The sequence below is a fragment of the Gardnerella sp. DNF00476 genome (assembly GCF_049262735.1).
GTDB classification, from domain to species: domain Bacteria; phylum Actinomycetota; class Actinomycetes; order Actinomycetales; family Bifidobacteriaceae; genus Bifidobacterium; species Bifidobacterium vaginale.
Genome location: NZ_CP058401.1, coordinates 1,561,844 through 1,578,252 on the forward strand (window position 1 = coordinate 1,561,844; position 16,409 = coordinate 1,578,252).

At 40.3% G+C, this 16,409-nt stretch carries 12 protein-coding genes; 11 read left to right on the forward strand and 1 reads right to left on the reverse strand.

The genetic code is table 11. The annotated features are described in order from the left end of the window. Nucleotides 1–8 precede the first annotated feature (8 nt). The 10 genes from HXT25_RS06255 to nusB all read left to right on the forward strand — a co-directional run bounded on the left by HXT25_RS06255 (nt 9) and on the right by nusB (nt 12,530). Nucleotides 9–3,281: a bifunctional [glutamine synthetase] adenylyltransferase/[glutamine synthetase]-adenylyl-L-tyrosine phosphorylase gene (locus HXT25_RS06255; protein WP_004111778.1), complete on the forward strand. Its 3,273-nt coding sequence runs from the start codon at nt 9–11 to the stop codon at nt 3,279–3,281. A gap of 111 nt (nt 3,282–3,392) precedes the next feature. Continuing rightward, nucleotides 3,393–4,622: an aspartate carbamoyltransferase gene (gene pyrB, locus HXT25_RS06260; protein ID WP_004117214.1), complete on the forward strand. Its 1,230-nt coding sequence runs from the start codon at nt 3,393–3,395 to the stop codon at nt 4,620–4,622. Nucleotides 4,623–4,709: 87 nt separating this feature from the next. Further along, nucleotides 4,710–6,122, forward strand: a complete 1,413-nt coding sequence (locus HXT25_RS06265; protein ID WP_004111776.1) for a dihydroorotase — start codon at nt 4,710–4,712, stop codon at nt 6,120–6,122. An 84-nt stretch (nt 6,123–6,206) separates the two neighbouring features. Beyond that, nucleotides 6,207–7,241, forward strand: coding sequence for an orotidine-5'-phosphate decarboxylase (pyrF, locus tag HXT25_RS06270; RefSeq protein ID WP_004138240.1), 1,035 nt, complete (start codon nt 6,207–6,209; stop codon nt 7,239–7,241). A 188-nt stretch (nt 7,242–7,429) separates the two neighbouring features. Next, nucleotides 7,430–8,338 carry a dihydroorotate dehydrogenase electron transfer subunit gene (locus HXT25_RS06275; RefSeq protein ID WP_004138030.1) on the forward strand — a complete coding sequence of 303 codons (909 nt, stop codon included), beginning with the start codon at nt 7,430–7,432 and terminating at the stop codon, nt 8,336–8,338. 6 nt (nt 8,339–8,344) lie between these two features. Then, nucleotides 8,345–9,340: a dihydroorotate dehydrogenase gene (locus tag HXT25_RS06280; protein ID WP_004111773.1), complete on the forward strand. Its 996-nt coding sequence runs from the start codon at nt 8,345–8,347 to the stop codon at nt 9,338–9,340. Nucleotides 9,341–9,402: 62 nt separating this feature from the next. Then, nucleotides 9,403–10,095 (forward strand): orotate phosphoribosyltransferase, encoded by a 693-nt coding sequence (gene pyrE, locus HXT25_RS06285; protein ID WP_004111772.1) that lies wholly within the window; start codon nt 9,403–9,405, stop codon nt 10,093–10,095. Nucleotides 10,096–10,222: 127 nt separating this feature from the next. Then, on the forward strand, nt 10,223–11,164 hold the full coding sequence (locus tag HXT25_RS06290; protein WP_422118814.1) for a hypothetical protein: 942 nt from the start codon (nt 10,223–10,225) through the stop codon (nt 11,162–11,164). A 135-nt stretch (nt 11,165–11,299) separates the two neighbouring features. After that, the gene (gene efp / locus HXT25_RS06295; RefSeq protein ID WP_004111770.1) at nt 11,300–11,863 is read left to right on the forward strand and encodes an elongation factor P; all 564 of its coding nucleotides are present in this window, start codon (nt 11,300–11,302) and stop codon (nt 11,861–11,863) included. A 163-nt stretch (nt 11,864–12,026) separates the two neighbouring features. Beyond that, nucleotides 12,027–12,530 (forward strand): transcription antitermination factor NusB, encoded by a 504-nt coding sequence (gene nusB, locus HXT25_RS06300; protein ID WP_020760286.1) that lies wholly within the window; start codon nt 12,027–12,029, stop codon nt 12,528–12,530. A 129-nt stretch (nt 12,531–12,659) separates the two neighbouring features. On the opposite strand, the gene HXT25_RS06305 is transcribed toward nusB, so the two are convergent. After that, on the reverse strand, nt 12,660–14,219 hold the full coding sequence (locus HXT25_RS06305; RefSeq protein WP_422118815.1) for an InlB B-repeat-containing protein: 1,560 nt from the start codon (nt 14,217–14,219) through the stop codon (nt 12,660–12,662). Between the two features lie 841 nt (nt 14,220–15,060). Here HXT25_RS06305 and dcm point away from each other — a divergent pair. Then, entirely contained in the window at nt 15,061–16,407 is a 1,347-nt protein-coding gene (gene dcm, locus HXT25_RS06310; RefSeq protein ID WP_116439847.1) for a DNA (cytosine-5-)-methyltransferase, read from the forward strand. The last annotated feature ends 2 nt before the right edge of the window (nt 16,408–16,409 follow it).

Consider the following 16,409-nt stretch of genomic DNA (forward strand, 5'->3'; position numbering starts at 1 on the left):
GCACCACAATGTACAGTGGCGTTATGAGCAGTCAAAAAAGCAGTAATAGCGATCTAGATCATAATTTAGGCACTGATTTAAAACAGCATGCGGATTTTAATTTAAGTTTTGCTAAAGAAACTGACTTATCATACAGAACTCTAGTTAAAGCTGGATTTGCTCGTCCAGAATCTGCTCGTAAAACCATAGAAGATATTTGCAAAAATTGTGAGAATAACTCAATTAATGTGCTCAAAATCTTAGAAAGCATAAATAGAGTAGAAGATCCAGATTACGCAATTTTAGCGTTTAAAGATATATATCAATCTCAGAAAAAAACTGTTGAAAATATTGCGGAGAACTCGAATAATTCATTAATAACAAGCACGCTTGCGTCTTTAATGCAAGTTCTTGGAGCATCTAAATCATTTGCGATGCTAATGAGAACGCACACCGATTTAATAAACGCTGCAGCAAATGACCCAAATCACTTACTACACATGACTTTAGAAGAACGTGTTTCGGATTTACTTCAAGCTATTCAATCTTATAGTGCAACAGTAGTAAACGAAGAAAAAGATGACGAAAAGAATTGCAATTCGTGCACTGTTCCAATAAGCTCTATGCCTTTTGCACAAGCTGTTTGTGCTCTTAGAGCGAGATATCGCCAGCATATTGCCGCAATTATGGCATATGATTTGGCGAGCGCAGACCCTGTAGAATTACAGCCAGACATAAGTCGTAAACTTTCGGATGCTGCGGATGCGGCTCTTGAAGCTGCGCTTGCGATTGCGCGCGGGCAAGTTTCTGGATCTTGTTGCTGCAGGTTTGCAATAATAGCAATGGGAAAATTGGGAGCGCAAGAAATAAACTACGTTTCAGACATTGACTTAATATATGTAGTAGAACCAACTAATGGCGTTAAACAAGATGAAGCTTTGCGAGTTGGGTCTTCTATTGCACTTGTTTTGCAAAAAGTGTGTCAATCGGTTGTTATGGGTTGTGCGGAGCCACCATTATGGCAAATTGATACAGCGCTAAGACCAGAAGGCAAAGATGGACCTCTTGTTAGGCGCTTGGAATCACATCACGAATACTACGAAAAGTGGGCAAGTAGCTGGGAGTTTCAAGCATTGCTGAAGTCGAGGCCAGCTGCAGGAGATGCGCAGCTAGGTAAAGATTATAGACAAATGGCAGATTCGCTTATTTGGAAAGCGTCTGGTAGAGAACACTTTGTTGCAGATTGCCAACATATGCGACAGCGAGTAGAGTCTTTGATCCCTGTGTCTCAGCGAGATTTAGACATGAAGCTTGGGCGCGGAGGATTGCGAGATGTTGAGTTTACAGTTCAAATGCTGCAACTTGTGCACGGAAGTGAAGATAAGTCTTTGCGAGTTAGAGATACTTTAGGCGCGCTTAATGCACTATCTGCTGGAGGATACGTTTCTAGGTCGCAAGCTGCAATTTTGGCAGAACACTACCGTTTTGAGCGTGTTCTTGAACATCGCCAGCAAATGTGGAGTATGCAACGCACTCATTTATTCCCAGATTTAGGTGCCCAAGGAAATGGTGGATTAGATCGCGCTAGAAGCATTAGTGCGGAAGAGCTTAACAATAACGAACAAATCAGGCGTCTTGCTAGATCTGTTAGACTTAAGCCAGAAGAGCTTGTTGCACGATTCGACAAAGCGCGCCGAGAAATTAGGCACTTGCATAAAGATATTTACTACCGCCCAATGCTGCCAATCAATGCGCAAACGGATGCGGATCCTATTGTGTTGTCTGCAGAAGCTGCTCGCGCTCGCTTTGCATCGATCGGTTTTGCTGATGCAAAAGCTGCACAAATGCATGTTGAAGCGCTTACTGATGGACTTTCACGCGCTGCTAAAATCCACAGAATTTTGCTCCCAGCAGTGTTGAAATGGCTTGGAGAAGGGCAAAATCCCGACATGGGTTTGCTTGCTTTTAGGCGACTTTCCGAGCGTTTTGGTGGAAAAAACACATATCTTGGATTTTTGCGTGATTCTCCTAGCGCAGCTCGCAGGCTTTGTCATGTTTTGTCTGATTCGCGTTATTTAGGCGATGCAATGATGAAGTCTATACAGTCAATAACTTGGCTTGGAGACGATTCGGCTCTTACACCTAGAGGCAGAGAAAGTCTAGATATGCAAACGCGAGCAATGGTTGCAAGATATTCAAGCAGTATTGCGGATTTTGCACAATTTTTGCGCGCTTTAAGAAGGCAAGAAATTGAGCGAGTAGCACTTGCTTGGATGTGCGGGATTATCGACGATGATACTTCTATGCAAGCGATGAGTGATGTGTTTGATGCTGTACTTGATGCTGCTCTGCAATGGTCTATGAAAGATGCGTCTTTAAAAATGGGCTTAGACGAGAGTAAAGCTTCGATTGCCATTATTGCCCTAGGACGTTATGGCGGAAGGGAAGTTAACTTCTGCTCGGATGCGGATATGATGGTTGTTTATAAGCCGACGTCTAATGGTGATGATTGCAAGATTGAATATGATTCCGTATCTGATCTTGCTCACCGTTTCGCGCAGACTACTGTAGACATATTGCGCAATATTCTGCAAGGTCCTCTTACTTTAGAACCAAAAATCATGGTCGATTTAGATTTGCGACCAGAAGGTAAAGATGGTCCGCTTGTGCGTTCTCTAGAATCGTGTGAGCATTATTACCAAAAGTGGGCTAGTACGTGGGAAAATCAAGCACTTTTGCGCGCGCGTTTTGCTGCAGGGTCGAAAGATTTGGCAGATGATCTGCTAAGCGGAGTAGTAAACGACTTGCGCTATTCACCAGATGCTCTTAGCGAATCTCAATTGGCGGAAATTCGTAAGCTTAAAGCGCGTATGGAAGCGGAACGCTTACCAAGAGGCGTTAGTAGAGACAGACATTTGAAGCTTGGCCGCGGTGGTTTAAGCGATGTTGAGTGGACTGTTCAGCTTCTGCAATTGCAATATGCTGGGAAACACGAGTCCTTGCGCGTAGTTGGCACAATGCAAGCATTGAAAGCGCTTAAAGAATTGAATTTGATTGAAGATGAAGACGCAAATGTGTTAGAAAAATGCTGGCATATGTGTTCTGCAGTGCGAAATGCGAACTTCTTGTGGTCTGGTTCCTTGGAGCGCGCGGATGTTCTTCCAACAGACTCTTATTCTTTGGGTGGAATCGCCACTTATCTTGGATACGATCCAAACCAGGGTCGCGTTTTTGAAAACGATTTAATGGCTGTTATGCGTCAATGCCGCGAAGTCATGTCTCGTATTTTCTACTGTCGCTAATATTTAGAAACATTTTTATTGTGTCGCTAAGTCTGACAAATCGTGTACAATCTACAAGGTCGCGTGTGGTCGCGGTCGTTTGCCAACTAGCGAAAGGTAAGCGGTTCTATTATGACGAATGTATTTTCTGATTCTTCTAATCAAGTTTTTTCTCGTTGCGCAATTGCTCAATCGTTAGCAAACAAAAGCGTTGTTACTTTAGACGATATTTCCACGGCGCAAATACGAATGCTTTTAGACAAAGCCAGATATATTGACGAGCACAGAAAAGAAGTGGCCCACACTTGCGATGGCAGAGTGTTGGCCACTCTTTTTTATGAGCCGAGCACGAGAACGCGACTAAGCTTTGAAACTGCAATGCTTCGCTTAGGTGGAAAGGTGATTGGTTTTGCAGGCGCTCAGCTTTCTAGTGCAAGTAAAGGCGAAACTGTTAGCGACACTTTAAAAGTGGTGTCAAATTATGTAGATGTTGTAGCTATGCGTCATCCTAAAGAAGGTGCTGCATTTGTGGCGTCGCATGCAGGAAGTGTTCCTGTTGTTAACGCAGGAGATGGTGGTCATATGCACCCTACTCAAACTCTTGCAGATTTAGCTACAATTCTTGCACGATTTGGCAGGCTGAATAATTTAACAGTTGGTTTATGTGGAGATTTAACATACGGCCGCACTGTTCACTCGCTTATTGAAACTTTATGCCGCTTTGGAAACGTTCACTTTGTGCTAATTAGCCCAGATGAGCTTAAAACTCCTCAGTACGTAATCGACCGCATTAATGATACACCTTCGTGCTCTTACGAAGAAACGCACAATTTGATGGAAGTTATTGGCAGTCTAGACGTTCTTTACATGACTCGCGTGCAAGAAGAGCGTTTTACAGATAGCGAGCAATACTTGCGACTTCGTGACACTTACATTTTGACAGAAGAAAAATTGCAAAAAGCAAAATCTTATATGCCAGTGCTTCATCCACTTCCTAGAATTAACGAAATCGCTGTTGATGTTGATGACGATCCTCGTGCAGCATATTTTGAACAGGTTAAGAATGGCATGCTTATGCGAATGGCATTAGAAAGCTCTGTTCTTGGAGATGAGCTTCCAGGATATGAACCGACTGATTTTGTCAATGTTCCTAAAGATGAGTTGGAAGCTTACGATGCTCATGGAATTTCGTTGGCTAATCCTCGCGTTCACATATCTGACGAGAATGCTCCAGAAAATCTTATATGTCCTAACTCTCGTTGCATAACAAATAGTGAGTTGACTCTTAAGCGTAGATTCTATAAAGCTGAGTCAGATAAACATGAGTATCATTGCTTGTATTGTGATGAAGAATTGCAGTGAATCCAAGTAGAATATACGTGAATAATATAATTCAAAATTAAAAATAAAACTGAATAAAAAATAGAAATAAGCAAAACTAGGAGCAATATGAACGACTCACGCATGTTAACCTTGCGAAATATTGCCGTTTGGGATACTGGCGAGCGAATCGATTTGGTTGTAGATGGCGTTAGACAAGACGCTTTAATTGAGCAAAATGCCCGAATTTACGGGGAAATTGATGCAAGCGATTGGATTGTTGCTCCTGGTTTTGCAGATCCGCACGTGCATTTTAGGGATCCTGGTCAAACTGATAAAGAGACAATGATGACTGGGGGCAATGCTGCGGCTGCTGGAGGATATACGAATGTGTTGATTATGCCAAACACAATTCCAGCTGTTGACGGTGAGCCTTGGAATGATGCTCCTTTTGATGTAGAAAACGTTATAGATTTTTTGCAAAGATACGGGTGTATTTATGGCGTAAAATTGCCAGTCCACTACGATTTAAGTGTTTGTGCTTCAATAAGTAGGCAAGGTTTAAAACCAAGCAATATTGAACTTTGGAAAAAATATGTTCATGGTGTTGATGATAATCAAAAAACTTCGCCTATGAAAAAGCATCCAATTACTGCCATAAGTGATGATGGTTCTGCTGTTACAAATTCGATTTTGCTAGACGTTCTTAAAATGGCGAAAGAAACAGGATTACCGCTTCTTGAGCATTGTGAGCACCATGATTATGGCTCGGTAAACGAAGGACCAGTTGCTAAAATTCTAGGTGTTGGCGGAATTCCTGCGTCTACGGAGCTTGCGATTGTTAATAGGGATATAGAAGCAGTTCGCAAAACAGGTGTTCACGTGCACTTCCAGCATGTTAGTACGGCTGCTGCTTTTGAAGCTATTCGCAAAGCCAAGAAGGAAGGTTTGCCGATTACTTGCGAAACAGCCCCACATTACGTTGCTCTTTGCGATGAGGATGTGCTTAAGTATGGGTCAATGGCAAAGATGAATCCACCACTAAGATCTAAAGCGGATCGACAGGCAACTCTTGCTGCTATTGCAGATGGCACTATAGATATGATTGCCACAGATCATGCTCCTCACACAGCAGGTGATAAAGCTGGCGATTTTGCTAATACTCCAAATGGGATTATTGGTTTGGAATGTGCTTATGGTGTATGCCGTAAAGTTCTTGTTGATGCAGGATATACGGATGATAAGCACTTAATTGAACTTATGTCGATTAATCCTATGCAATTTATGAGTAGAAGGCCTACAGATGTTGCAGCTTTGCTTAACGTGTCTTCGCGTTGTGCCGTGAGACGAACATTAAAATTAAGTGAAACTGAACATCCAGAAAATATTGATTTAGTGCTTATTAATATGCGTGAAAAATGGAGCGTTGATGCGAATTCATTCCATTCAAAGGCTCGTAATACTCCATTTGAAGGATGGCAGTTACAGGGAAGACCAGTGGCTACTATTGTTGGCTCAGAGATCGCCTTTTCTCGTATGTAATTTGTGTATTTTATAAGTCGTGTTTTATAAGTAAAGACAAAGACTAAAAACTAAAAAATAGTTTGCGGCTAGTAGAGGAACAATATGGACGAACTGATAGAAGAAATAGCAGCGAAGCAAAACCCTACTGTTGTTGGATTAGATCCAAAGCCTGGGATTTTGCCTGCGCAAATTTTAAGTGGATTATCTGATGAAGTTTTGCAAGAAGTCGAAGATGAAGAGGCTTTGCCAACCTTGCTTGCTGCATCGTACTTTGAGTTTAATCGTGCGATTATTGATGCGATTTATGACATTGTTCCAGCTGTTAAGCCGCAAATTGCAATGTATGAGGCGCTTGGTTCAGCTGGAATAGACACTTATGCTATGACTTGTGATTATGCAAAATCACGTGGGTTATTTGTTATTGGTGACGCAAAACGAGGCGATATTGGTTCCACTGCAGCTCAGTATGCAGCACATTTGCGAGGATTCGCTAATCTTGATTCGTATTTCAAAGATGATTCTTACGATTTTAACGAATCTTTAGTTAATCTTCTTAAAAGCGCTAGTACAAAAGATGTGTGGCACGAGGATTCGTTTACTGTAAACCCGTATATGGGTTCAGATGGTGTTAAGCCATTTATAGATGAGGCAGTAGCGCGTAATAAAAATATTTTTGTTCTTCTACGCACATCTAATCCTTCTAGCAAAGAGCTTCAAGAACTTGTTGTTGAAGATGGCAAACCAGTTTATGAGCATATGGCAGGTTTGATAGAAAAATGGGGTGAATCAAATATTGGGACTAGAGGGTATTCGCGAGTAGGAGCAGTAGTGGGAGCAACTCATCCAGAAGAAGGTAAGCGTTTGCGCGAGATTATGCCGCACACTTTCTTCCTTGTTCCAGGTTATGGTGCACAAGGTGGAACGGCACAAGATGTTGCTGGAATGTTTGATGAAAATGGTCGAGGTGCAATAGTGAATTCTTCTCGCGGAATTATTGGTTCTTGGCGAAAATCGCAAGATTATGTTAAAAACAAGTCTTCTCTTTCTCTTAATAATATTCTTGAGATTGTATCTGATTCTGCTCGCAAATCTGCTTTAAACATGAGGGATGATTTAAGACAAGCAGTATATAAATAAATCGTGTGTTAGTGTTAATGCAAAGCGAATCACAATTCGGAAATGTTTCAAGGTCATTGTGTCAAAATTGTGAATATGCGCGTGTAAAAACAATTATGCATGTATAACTAAATATAACTAAAACTAAAAATAGCTAAAGATAGCTAAATTACGCAACGATACGACTACATAAGGTAGGGTAAAACTAGATGAGTGATGGCATGTTTATTCAAACTCGAAAATCTTTGAGAAACGCCATATTTACGTTACGTGAAGACGCTTATGATTCTTCGGGCGCAGATTCTTTTAGTGCAAAAAGTTTGCACGCTGATGATTTAAAATACACTCGTCTTTTAGGTCGCCGTGCTATAGAAGTTCTTGATAATCAAAAGCTTGATGAAGGTGTGTATCGCTTAGTTTTGCGCGATGATGCTATTGCTAAAACTGCCACTCCTGCGCAATTTGTTAACTTATATTCTCCAGATTCTACGACTATGCTTCCTCGACCATTTGGTGTTGCAAGCGTTGATGGAGATACTTTTACTCTTATTTTTGCTGTGATTGGTAAGGGCACTGCCGAGTTTGCGCAGCTTAAAGCAGGAGACACTGTAGACGCTTTAGGACCATTAGGATTGGGCTTTGATATTTCTAAGCCAGCGCACTATGTTCTTGTAAGCGGGGGATTGGGTGTTCCTCCTTTGATTTGTGCTGCACAGGCGATTGCAAAAAACAAGAATTGCAAAGTGACTGCGGTTCTTGGATATCGCGATAATCATTTTGCTGACTCATTTATGAAGGAATACGTTGATAATGTTTATAGCATTAGCAACGCGCAAGGAACTGTTATTACTTTGCTTAATGAACTAGAGCAAGAAAATCATTTTGATTTTAATGGCGATTTGCCTATTGTTGTTCTTTCTTGCGGTCCTATGCCAATGATGAAGGCTGTAGCTCATTGGACGCATGAGCGTAATGTTAAATGTCAATTAAGCCTAGAAGCAAGAATGGGATGCGGATATGGAACTTGTGTTGCTTGCGTTGTAGATACTTTAGAAGGCAGACTTAAAGTTTGTAACGAAGGACCAGTGTTTGACTCTGAAAGATTAGGCTGGGAGTAAAAAGATATGAGTAACGAAATGAATAATACTTTAGAGAATGTGCAAAATAGCGCGCAAAATAATGCATCAACTCTGGGATTTGACACAAGCCACGTTTGGAAGCACTCAACTAAAGTTGCTGGAGTTGAATGGAAAAACATGGTTGGAACAGCGTCTGGCACGTTTCAGCTTGCGGCTTGCGCTCACTTTTACGACGTGAGTCAGCTTGGTGCAATTTGCACAAAAGGTGTTTCACCTGTTCCTTGGCAAGGAAATCCTGCTCCGCGCACTGCAGAATCGCCTTCTGGAATGGTGAATGCTGTTGGTTTGCAAAATCCTGGAGTTGACCACTATTTAGTAGACGAGCTTCCAAAGTTAAAAAAGCTTGGAGCGCTTGTAATCACAAATGTTGCTGGCCACAGTGATGACGATTATGCTCAAGTTGTTGAAAAGCTTGCAGATTCTTCTGCAGACATGCTTGAAATTAACGTAAGTTGCCCAAACGTGACTCACGGCGGAATGAGCGTTGGCACGGATCCAGTGGCATTGCACCGCTTAATTAAGCGACTTCGCGCAATGACAGATAAACCAATGATTGTAAAAATGACTCCAAACGTTACTGATATAGTCTCGATTTGCAAAGCTGCTGTTGATGCTGGAGCGGATGCGTTAAGCATGATTAATACGCTTGTTGGTTTGCGAATTGATATTCGAACAGGCGAGCCGATTATTGCAAACCGTACTGGCGGTGTTTCAGGTCCTGCTATTTTCCCGATTGGACTTGGGTTTGTGTGGCGAGTGCGTCAAGCTATGCCAGATATTCCAATTATTGGCATTGGTGGCATTGATTCTGGCGAAAAAGCTTTGGAATACTTGTATGCTGGCGCGAATGCTGTAGAAGTTGGTGCTGCCGCTTTGGTAGATCCTACTGCTCCTATTCGCATTGCACGCGAGCTTGACGATTTGCTTGATTCGCGTCCAAAGCTTGCGTCTTTACTTGCCGAAGGAAAGACTTGGCGCTGAAATTAAGTATTTAGAAAGTATTTAGAAAGTATTCAAAATTATTTTAAGAAAGAGAGCTAATTATGGCAGAATTAGACGAACGTTTTACAAAGTTTTTGCTTGATTCAGGCGCACTTAAATTTGGTGACTTTACGCTAAAATCTGGTCGTCAATCACCTTATTTTATTAACGCTGGAGCTTTTGACGACGGAATGAAAATCGCGAGCTTAGGGGCATATTACGCTCAGCGCGTTGTTGCAGCAATTGAAGATGGCAAACTTCCGAAAGATATTGATACTGTTTTTGGTCCTGCTTATAAGGGTATTCCGCTTGCAGTTTCTACGGCAATGGCTTTGACGAATAATCACAATATGCCTGTTGGTTTTACTTTCGATCGCAAAGAGCGAAAGGACCATGGCGACGGTGGAATTATGGTTGGAAAACCGTTAAAAGACGGCATGAAAGTTCTGTTAGTTGACGACGTGATGACAGCTGGAACCGCAGTTCGCGAAACTTTGCCAAAGCTTAAAGCGGAAGCAAATGTGCAAGTTGTAGGCTTGATTTTGGCAGTAGACAGAATGGAACGCACGAAAGATAGTGAGCTTTCTGCAGTAAAAGCAGTAGAGCAGGAGTTTGGATTCCCAGTTTTGCCAATTGCTAACGTGCGTGAAATTTTTGCTGCAGCACAAAAACTTACTAATAATGACGGAAGTGCTGTTATGGATGAGAATTTAGCTGCTCGAGCTGAAAATTATTTGCGAGAATATGGTGCGTAAATTGTCTGTGCAATATAGACTTATACAATTATAGACTTATATAATTAAGCAATTATATAAGTCATGTATGAGTTGTGTTCTTGCTATTTTATTCATACATAGGTTTGTTAAACAGGAATGGCGGATTATGAAAGAGGACAATAACGAATATCAGGATTTGAATGATATAGATTCATTTAATAATCCGCCTGAGTATGAGCAAGATGCCATTTTTGATCGGTCTAGTAATGATTCAAACAGATCATTATTAAGCGATAAGAAAGCTATTGCAGTGATTATATCTATTTCACTTACTGCAGTGGCAATTGTTATCGGAATATGGTTATCTTTGTTTGCGCATAGTTCTAGTAATATAAACGCTGGCGAGCCATCTAAAAAGTGCGTGCAGTTGCGTACACAAGTTCTTTCAGCTAAAGCTAATCTTAAAAAAATCATTTCAAGCCAAAACGTGCATGATGCTTCTGAAATAAAATCTTCCGATTTTGATGCTTATTTTGATTCAGTTAAGGATGCTGTTGACGATTTTCAATCTTCCTTAAATTATGCCAAGGATGATTTGAAAAATGATATTTTAGATTGCCCAGTTGGAGCTAGTTCTTACGATTCCCCATCAGTTGAAAATAAGTTTTCCAACCAGTTGGATACTTTGAGTAAAGATGCGGATTTGCTTAAAAAATCTTCTGATAATCTTTTAAAAACACGCAGAACTGCTTTTGGTGATCAATTGTTAAATCTTGTTAAAAAAGCTAGAGAGCTTGTAGAAAAAGCGAAAGATTTGCCTATTTTAGCTGTTGCTTCTAAAAGTCTAGAAAATGCTATTAATGATGCTGGTAATGCTCTTGCTAAAAGCAGCAATAATTATCAAGAGTTAAGACAGTCTTATCAAAAAATAAAAGCTGTTATAAGCCAGTATGAAGATAGAATTAAAAAAATGAGCGATAGATTTTTAAGTAGAGATGGCAATGGGTATCCTTTTGATGCTCCACATCCTCAGGATGATCAAGGTGGCTATATTCCAATGGGTCGTAGTCAAAACTCAGAGTCGTCGGAACAAAACGATCAAGAGTGACGAATAATCGCGTTAAATGCGTGTTGTTATTTCAGTTGTTATTTTAATTAGTTGACGCTTTGTGGCATAATAAGCAAGGTTTATTTCTTAGCTGCGTAAATTGCAGCTTTAATTAACGAAAGAAACGGATAACTCGTGGCACAGACTACCAATGATATTAAGAATGGATCGGTTTTGAACCTTGACGGTCAGCTTTGGACCGTCGTTAAGTTCCAGCACGTGAAGCCAGGCAAGGGTCCTGCTTTTGTGCGTACCACCATTAAGAACGTGCTCTCGGGCAAGATTGTCGACAAGACTTTTAATGCCGGCATGAAGATGGAGTTCGAGACCGTTGATAACCGCACGTTGCAATATTCATACGAAGATGGCGACAACTTCGTCTTTATGGATATGACCACTTACGACCAGGTTTATATTCCTAAGGTTTTGGTTGGCGAGCAGAGCAAGTATTTGCTTGAAGGCACCGACTGCATCGTAAGCTTCCATGACGGCACTCCTTTGAGCGTTGAGCTTCCAGCTTCCGTGATTTTGACTATTACTCACACTGAGCCAGGCTTGCAAGGCAATCGTTCTAACGCTGGTACTAAGCCTGCAACCGTGGAAACCGGTGCTGAAATCCAGGTTCCACTCTTCGTGGGTGAAGGCGAAAAGGTGAAGGTCGACACTCGTGACGGCTCTTACCTTGGTCGTGAAAACTAATTAAATTTTTTGTATAAAGCGACTCGGCGGCGATTCTTGTTGCTGAGTCGTTTTATTTTGCAATAGCTATTTTGTGCAATATTTGATATATATTGATGTAAGTTTAATTCTTGTAGACTTTAATGATCTATAAGACTATGTAGTTTGATAGAAAGACGATACTATGGCACGTTCCACCGCTCGCAAAAGGGCTTTGAATACGCTGTATGAAGCAGATGAAAAGAATCAAAATATTCTTTCTTTGCTTGAAGAACGTTTGAAGGAGCCAGGTGCGCAAACTCCTCTTCCAGATTATGCTGTTGATATTATTCGAGGAGTTGGTGAACGTAGAAATAGGATTGATAAGACATTGAATCGTTATTCTACTGGCTGGAAAGTCGGAAGAATGGCTGTGATTGATCGTAATATTTTGCGAATAGCCGTATGGGAGATTCTCTTAAACGACGAAGTTCCAGATAAGGTAGCTATCGATGAGGCTATTTCTCTCGCAAAAATGTATAGTGATGATGATGCTATTGCGTTTATTCATGGCTTGTTAAGCGCGATTATGGCAGACAAAGAAGCTTGCTTAGCAAAGTTTAATGGTGAATCTTCTTCTGAAGATGCTGCTGCGGAATCTAGCGAAACTGTTATGGACGCTGTTGCTGACGCTGGTGCAGTGTGCTGACTGCGTGAGTAACGAAAAAGCGGCATTGAGCGTTACGCAGTCGTATCTGCAGTATTAACGAATAAACATTGAAATAGACATCTGCCTGCGTTTCGATTGACGCAGGCAGAGTTATTTTTTAGCAGTGTTTTAGTGTTTTCTCTTAGATGTGCTTTTTAGTGCGACTGTTTTAATAGTTGTAGCGATTACTCCAGCAATAGTTAGCAGTGCTGCGTACCATGCTGTGCGTAAGTCGAATCCTGTGTTTGCTAAGCCAGACTTTCTGTTACATGCTTGTACATGTTTGAATTCATTATGTTTTTGCTGAACGCCAGTGCTTATAGTTGTTCGATTCGACATTTGTGCTGTAATCTTACCCTTATCATTGCTGAATCTTTCTATGTTCTCATTTAGCTTATGCGTTACCTGAGGTATTACTGATAGATAAGATATTCCGGCATTATTGTCATTAGTGTCAAAAGGCACATATTGAAGTGGAGAATCGTCCTGATCTTGTTGTTTTGAAGGATTTGGCTTATTAATGTAGTCATTAGGTGAAGTTGGATTAGGGTTGTTCTTTGGTGGGTTGTCTTTTGGTGGAACTGGAGTGTAAATAGCATATACTGTCAAATCGCTGTTAAGTTTTAGATTTGCGGCGGCAGTGGCGTTGATTGAGTTTCCTGTGCCATCCGCTTTAGTGTTCCACTCTTTAAAGGTGTAGTTCGCTTTAGTCGGGTTTGTTGGTAGAGCGAATAAGTTCGATCCTTCAAGGAAGTATTTTTCCTCTGGATTGCCGCCATTTTGCTTGTAAAATGCCACCTTTGCAACCCATTGCGCTCTCAATAAGAATTTTTGATCGCCCGGTTCGTCTATTTTTGAATCGTTGTAAAGAATCCAACGGTTGTCGTTACTGTAATCGGAGAACTTGTTTTCATTGCTCCAATACCAGATTTTCCCACTCAGATTGTTAGGAAATGCTTTTCCGTTAAGCGTAGTCGGGAATTGTGTATACCAGCCGTTAAAGTGAAGCCCATTTTTTGTTGGATTTTTAGGAAACTCGACAGTGTTATCGCCTTTTACTGGATTAGATACGTTTGTAGTGCTACCATTTATACTTCCGCCTTCGGGATTAAATGTCACATTCAATTTTCCTAGTGGAATACGTACAATCATGGCCTTCGGTTTACCATCTTTATCTTTTATATCATATGTTATCTTGAAAACGTTGTAGCCTTTGCCGTTAATGTATGTTTTTTCGTCTGTGTCGCCTTTTTCGTAAACATCTTCTGACAAATGGTAACCGGCATTAGTTAGCGCAGATGGGTCAACTGTAACGGTTAGAACATCGCCATCTTTCCAGTAACCGCCAAAATGGTAAACTGAATCACTCTTTTTTATAACATTACCGTTTGAATATACATATTGTGATACTTCACTGTTATTAACAGTGTACGTTTTGCTAGTAGGTTTGTTTTTGTCTTTGTTGCCGTTTTTGCCTTTATCTTTAGCAGTATCTTCAGACTTACTTACGGTAATTTGAAGACTATTCCACAAGTTCTTAATAGTATTATTTACATTGCTCATTGCGCTCTGGTATGTATGGCCATAACTAGGATCTTCTGCATAATCAAAATCGAATACTAATGCGGATGTGCCTTGTTCATGTGTAGGAAAGCCATTGTTATTTTGTGTTGGTGTTGTTGTAAGCACGTTCTGTGCTGCAAAAATAGCTGACGCTATTGAGCTAGAATTTTATTGTTTAGGCTTCTGTTCTGGTTTAGTTTGCTGAATTGCTTTAGTTTGTTGTGCTCGTTGAGATAATTGTGTGTTTGTATTGGTGTTTGCATTGGTTCCTGTATTGTTTATTGTTGCATTATTGCTGACAGCTACGTTTGCTTCAGCTGTAGTCGCGCATAAAATCACGCTGCTGCTTAGCAGTATTGAAGAAGTCAAAATTGCTATTTTTTTGGCATGATTTTCTCATGATATGTACGTCCTCGAAATAAATAGTAATAAATACAAAATTGCTGCAAAATATTCGCTAATTTGAGCAAATTGCAGAAAACCCACATGTATATGCTAGATACTATTTGGACATAACAAAAATTTTTTACCGGGGGGGGGGGAATTGTGTTTCCTACTGCGAATAGCGTGTCGCGCGTGTCGCAAAAGTGACTTTTGCATTCATGTGATTTCACATTTTCACTGTGAATTCTCGGCGTTTGCGCGACGATCTTCCTGAACGCTTAGAGCGCGAGTGTCAGTCATTTTGTGGAATATTACAGGAGATTGTTTCGACATTTCTTTTACACGTTTGTAAAGGAAATGTCGTTTTTGCAGATTTGGGAAACGTTTGCACGGGTAGTGAATGTGTAGAAAACAGATTCGATTATCGCAAAACTCTTGTATTACAAAGTCTAATACATGATTTCTAACATAGCTTTTGGTATATAGCTCCCGTTTTTCCGGTACTAACTGTACGATGCATCGGATTCTTATTTATATTAATAATCTGGGAATTTTTGTCATCATAATGAGGTATATTTTTCCCATGTGCTTTAAAGCTTTTACAGGAAATTTGTTAGATGACTCATATGATAATGCTTATAATTTGATTTCTTTATTGAGGGAATCTATTACGCGTAGACAGCTTGCTGAGTCTTTACATGTTTCAACATCGACTGTTGAAAGATGGGAATCTGGAAAAGTTGATTGTAAACAAGCTTATATTCCGGCTTTACGTGATTTGTATTTTGGTACTACACGTGAAGATGGAGTTGATTTTCGCACAATAGATTTATTCGCGGGGATAGGTGGTATTAGAAGAGGTTTTGCCGCTAATGGTGGTCATGCGGTTTTTTCGTCGGAATGGAACGAGTTTTCTGCTAGAACTTATAGAACGAATTATGGTTTTGCAGAGAATATGTCTGGCGATATTACAAAAATTGATGCAAAAGATATTCCAGACTGTGATGTTGTTTTGGCAGGTTTCCCATGTCAACCTTTTAGTGTAGCTGGAGTTTCTAAAAAGCGTAGTCTTGGAAGAGAAACTGGATTTAGGGATAAAACACAGGGTACATTATTTTTTGATGTTGCACGTATTATTGCTGCAAAACAGCCAGCTGCATTCCTTCTTGAAAATGTGAAGAATCTTACATCGCATGATAATGGAAGAACTTTTAAAGTTATAATTGATACTCTAAAGAATGATTTAGGATATGAAGTTCACTGGAAAGTCATAGATGGTCAGAATTTTGTTCCTCAACATAGAGAACGAATTTATATTGTTGGTTTTCGCTCTAAAACAGATTTTAATTGGGAAGATTTAAGATTTCCTGAGCATAAACCGATACTTGCTGATATATTGCATAAAAGCGATGGAACGGAACCTTATTTGCCTTGGGATGGAGATAGGTTCTTTAATTTTGATAATAATTCTGTTCAAGCTAAATACACTCTTACAGAGAGACTTTGGAAGTATTTGCAGGATTATAAGTTAAAACATGAATCAATGGGGCATGGTTTTGGCTACGGCCTAGTTACACCAGATATGGTGTCTCGTACAATTTCTGCTAGATACTATAAAGATGGATCTGAAATACTTGTTGAACAAAAAGGTAATCGCCCACGTAGATTGACTCCAAGAGAATGTGCTAGGTTGATGGGTTATCCAGATGATTTTCGTATTCCTGTTTCAGATACTCAAGCTTATAGACAATTTGGTAATTCTGTTGTTGTTCCGGCCGTTGCAGAGGTTGCTCGTATAATGCGTCCGCACATAGTTAATATTATGAAAAGTAGTGAATATTGTAAAAAAACCAATAATGTAGAAGAAGCTGATAAGGCTATTAAAGAGGCAAAATTATTTGCTATATCTGGTGCTAGTAGAAATAGTTAATA

Excerpts from the sequence above, each read along its gene's own strand:
- pyrE (WP_004111772.1), top strand. The coding sequence starts at position 9,403 with ATGGCAGAATTAGACGAACGTTTTACAAAGTTTTTGCTTGATTCAGGC.
- pyrF (WP_004138240.1), top strand. The coding sequence starts at position 6,207 with ATGGACGAACTGATAGAAGAAATAGCAGCGAAGCAAAACCCTACTGTT.
- pyrB (WP_004117214.1), top strand. The coding sequence starts at position 3,393 with ATGACGAATGTATTTTCTGATTCTTCTAATCAAGTTTTTTCTCGTTGC.
- dcm (WP_116439847.1), top strand. The coding sequence starts at position 15,061 with ATGTGCTTTAAAGCTTTTACAGGAAATTTGTTAGATGACTCATATGAT.
- HXT25_RS06265 (WP_004111776.1), top strand. The coding sequence starts at position 4,710 with ATGAACGACTCACGCATGTTAACCTTGCGAAATATTGCCGTTTGGGAT.
- nusB (WP_020760286.1), top strand. The coding sequence starts at position 12,027 with ATGGCACGTTCCACCGCTCGCAAAAGGGCTTTGAATACGCTGTATGAA.
- HXT25_RS06290 (WP_422118814.1), top strand. The coding sequence starts at position 10,223 with ATGAAAGAGGACAATAACGAATATCAGGATTTGAATGATATAGATTCA.
- HXT25_RS06275 (WP_004138030.1), top strand. The coding sequence starts at position 7,430 with ATGAGTGATGGCATGTTTATTCAAACTCGAAAATCTTTGAGAAACGCC.
- HXT25_RS06255 (WP_004111778.1), top strand. The coding sequence starts at position 9 with ATGTACAGTGGCGTTATGAGCAGTCAAAAAAGCAGTAATAGCGATCTA.
- HXT25_RS06280 (WP_004111773.1), top strand. The coding sequence starts at position 8,345 with ATGAGTAACGAAATGAATAATACTTTAGAGAATGTGCAAAATAGCGCG.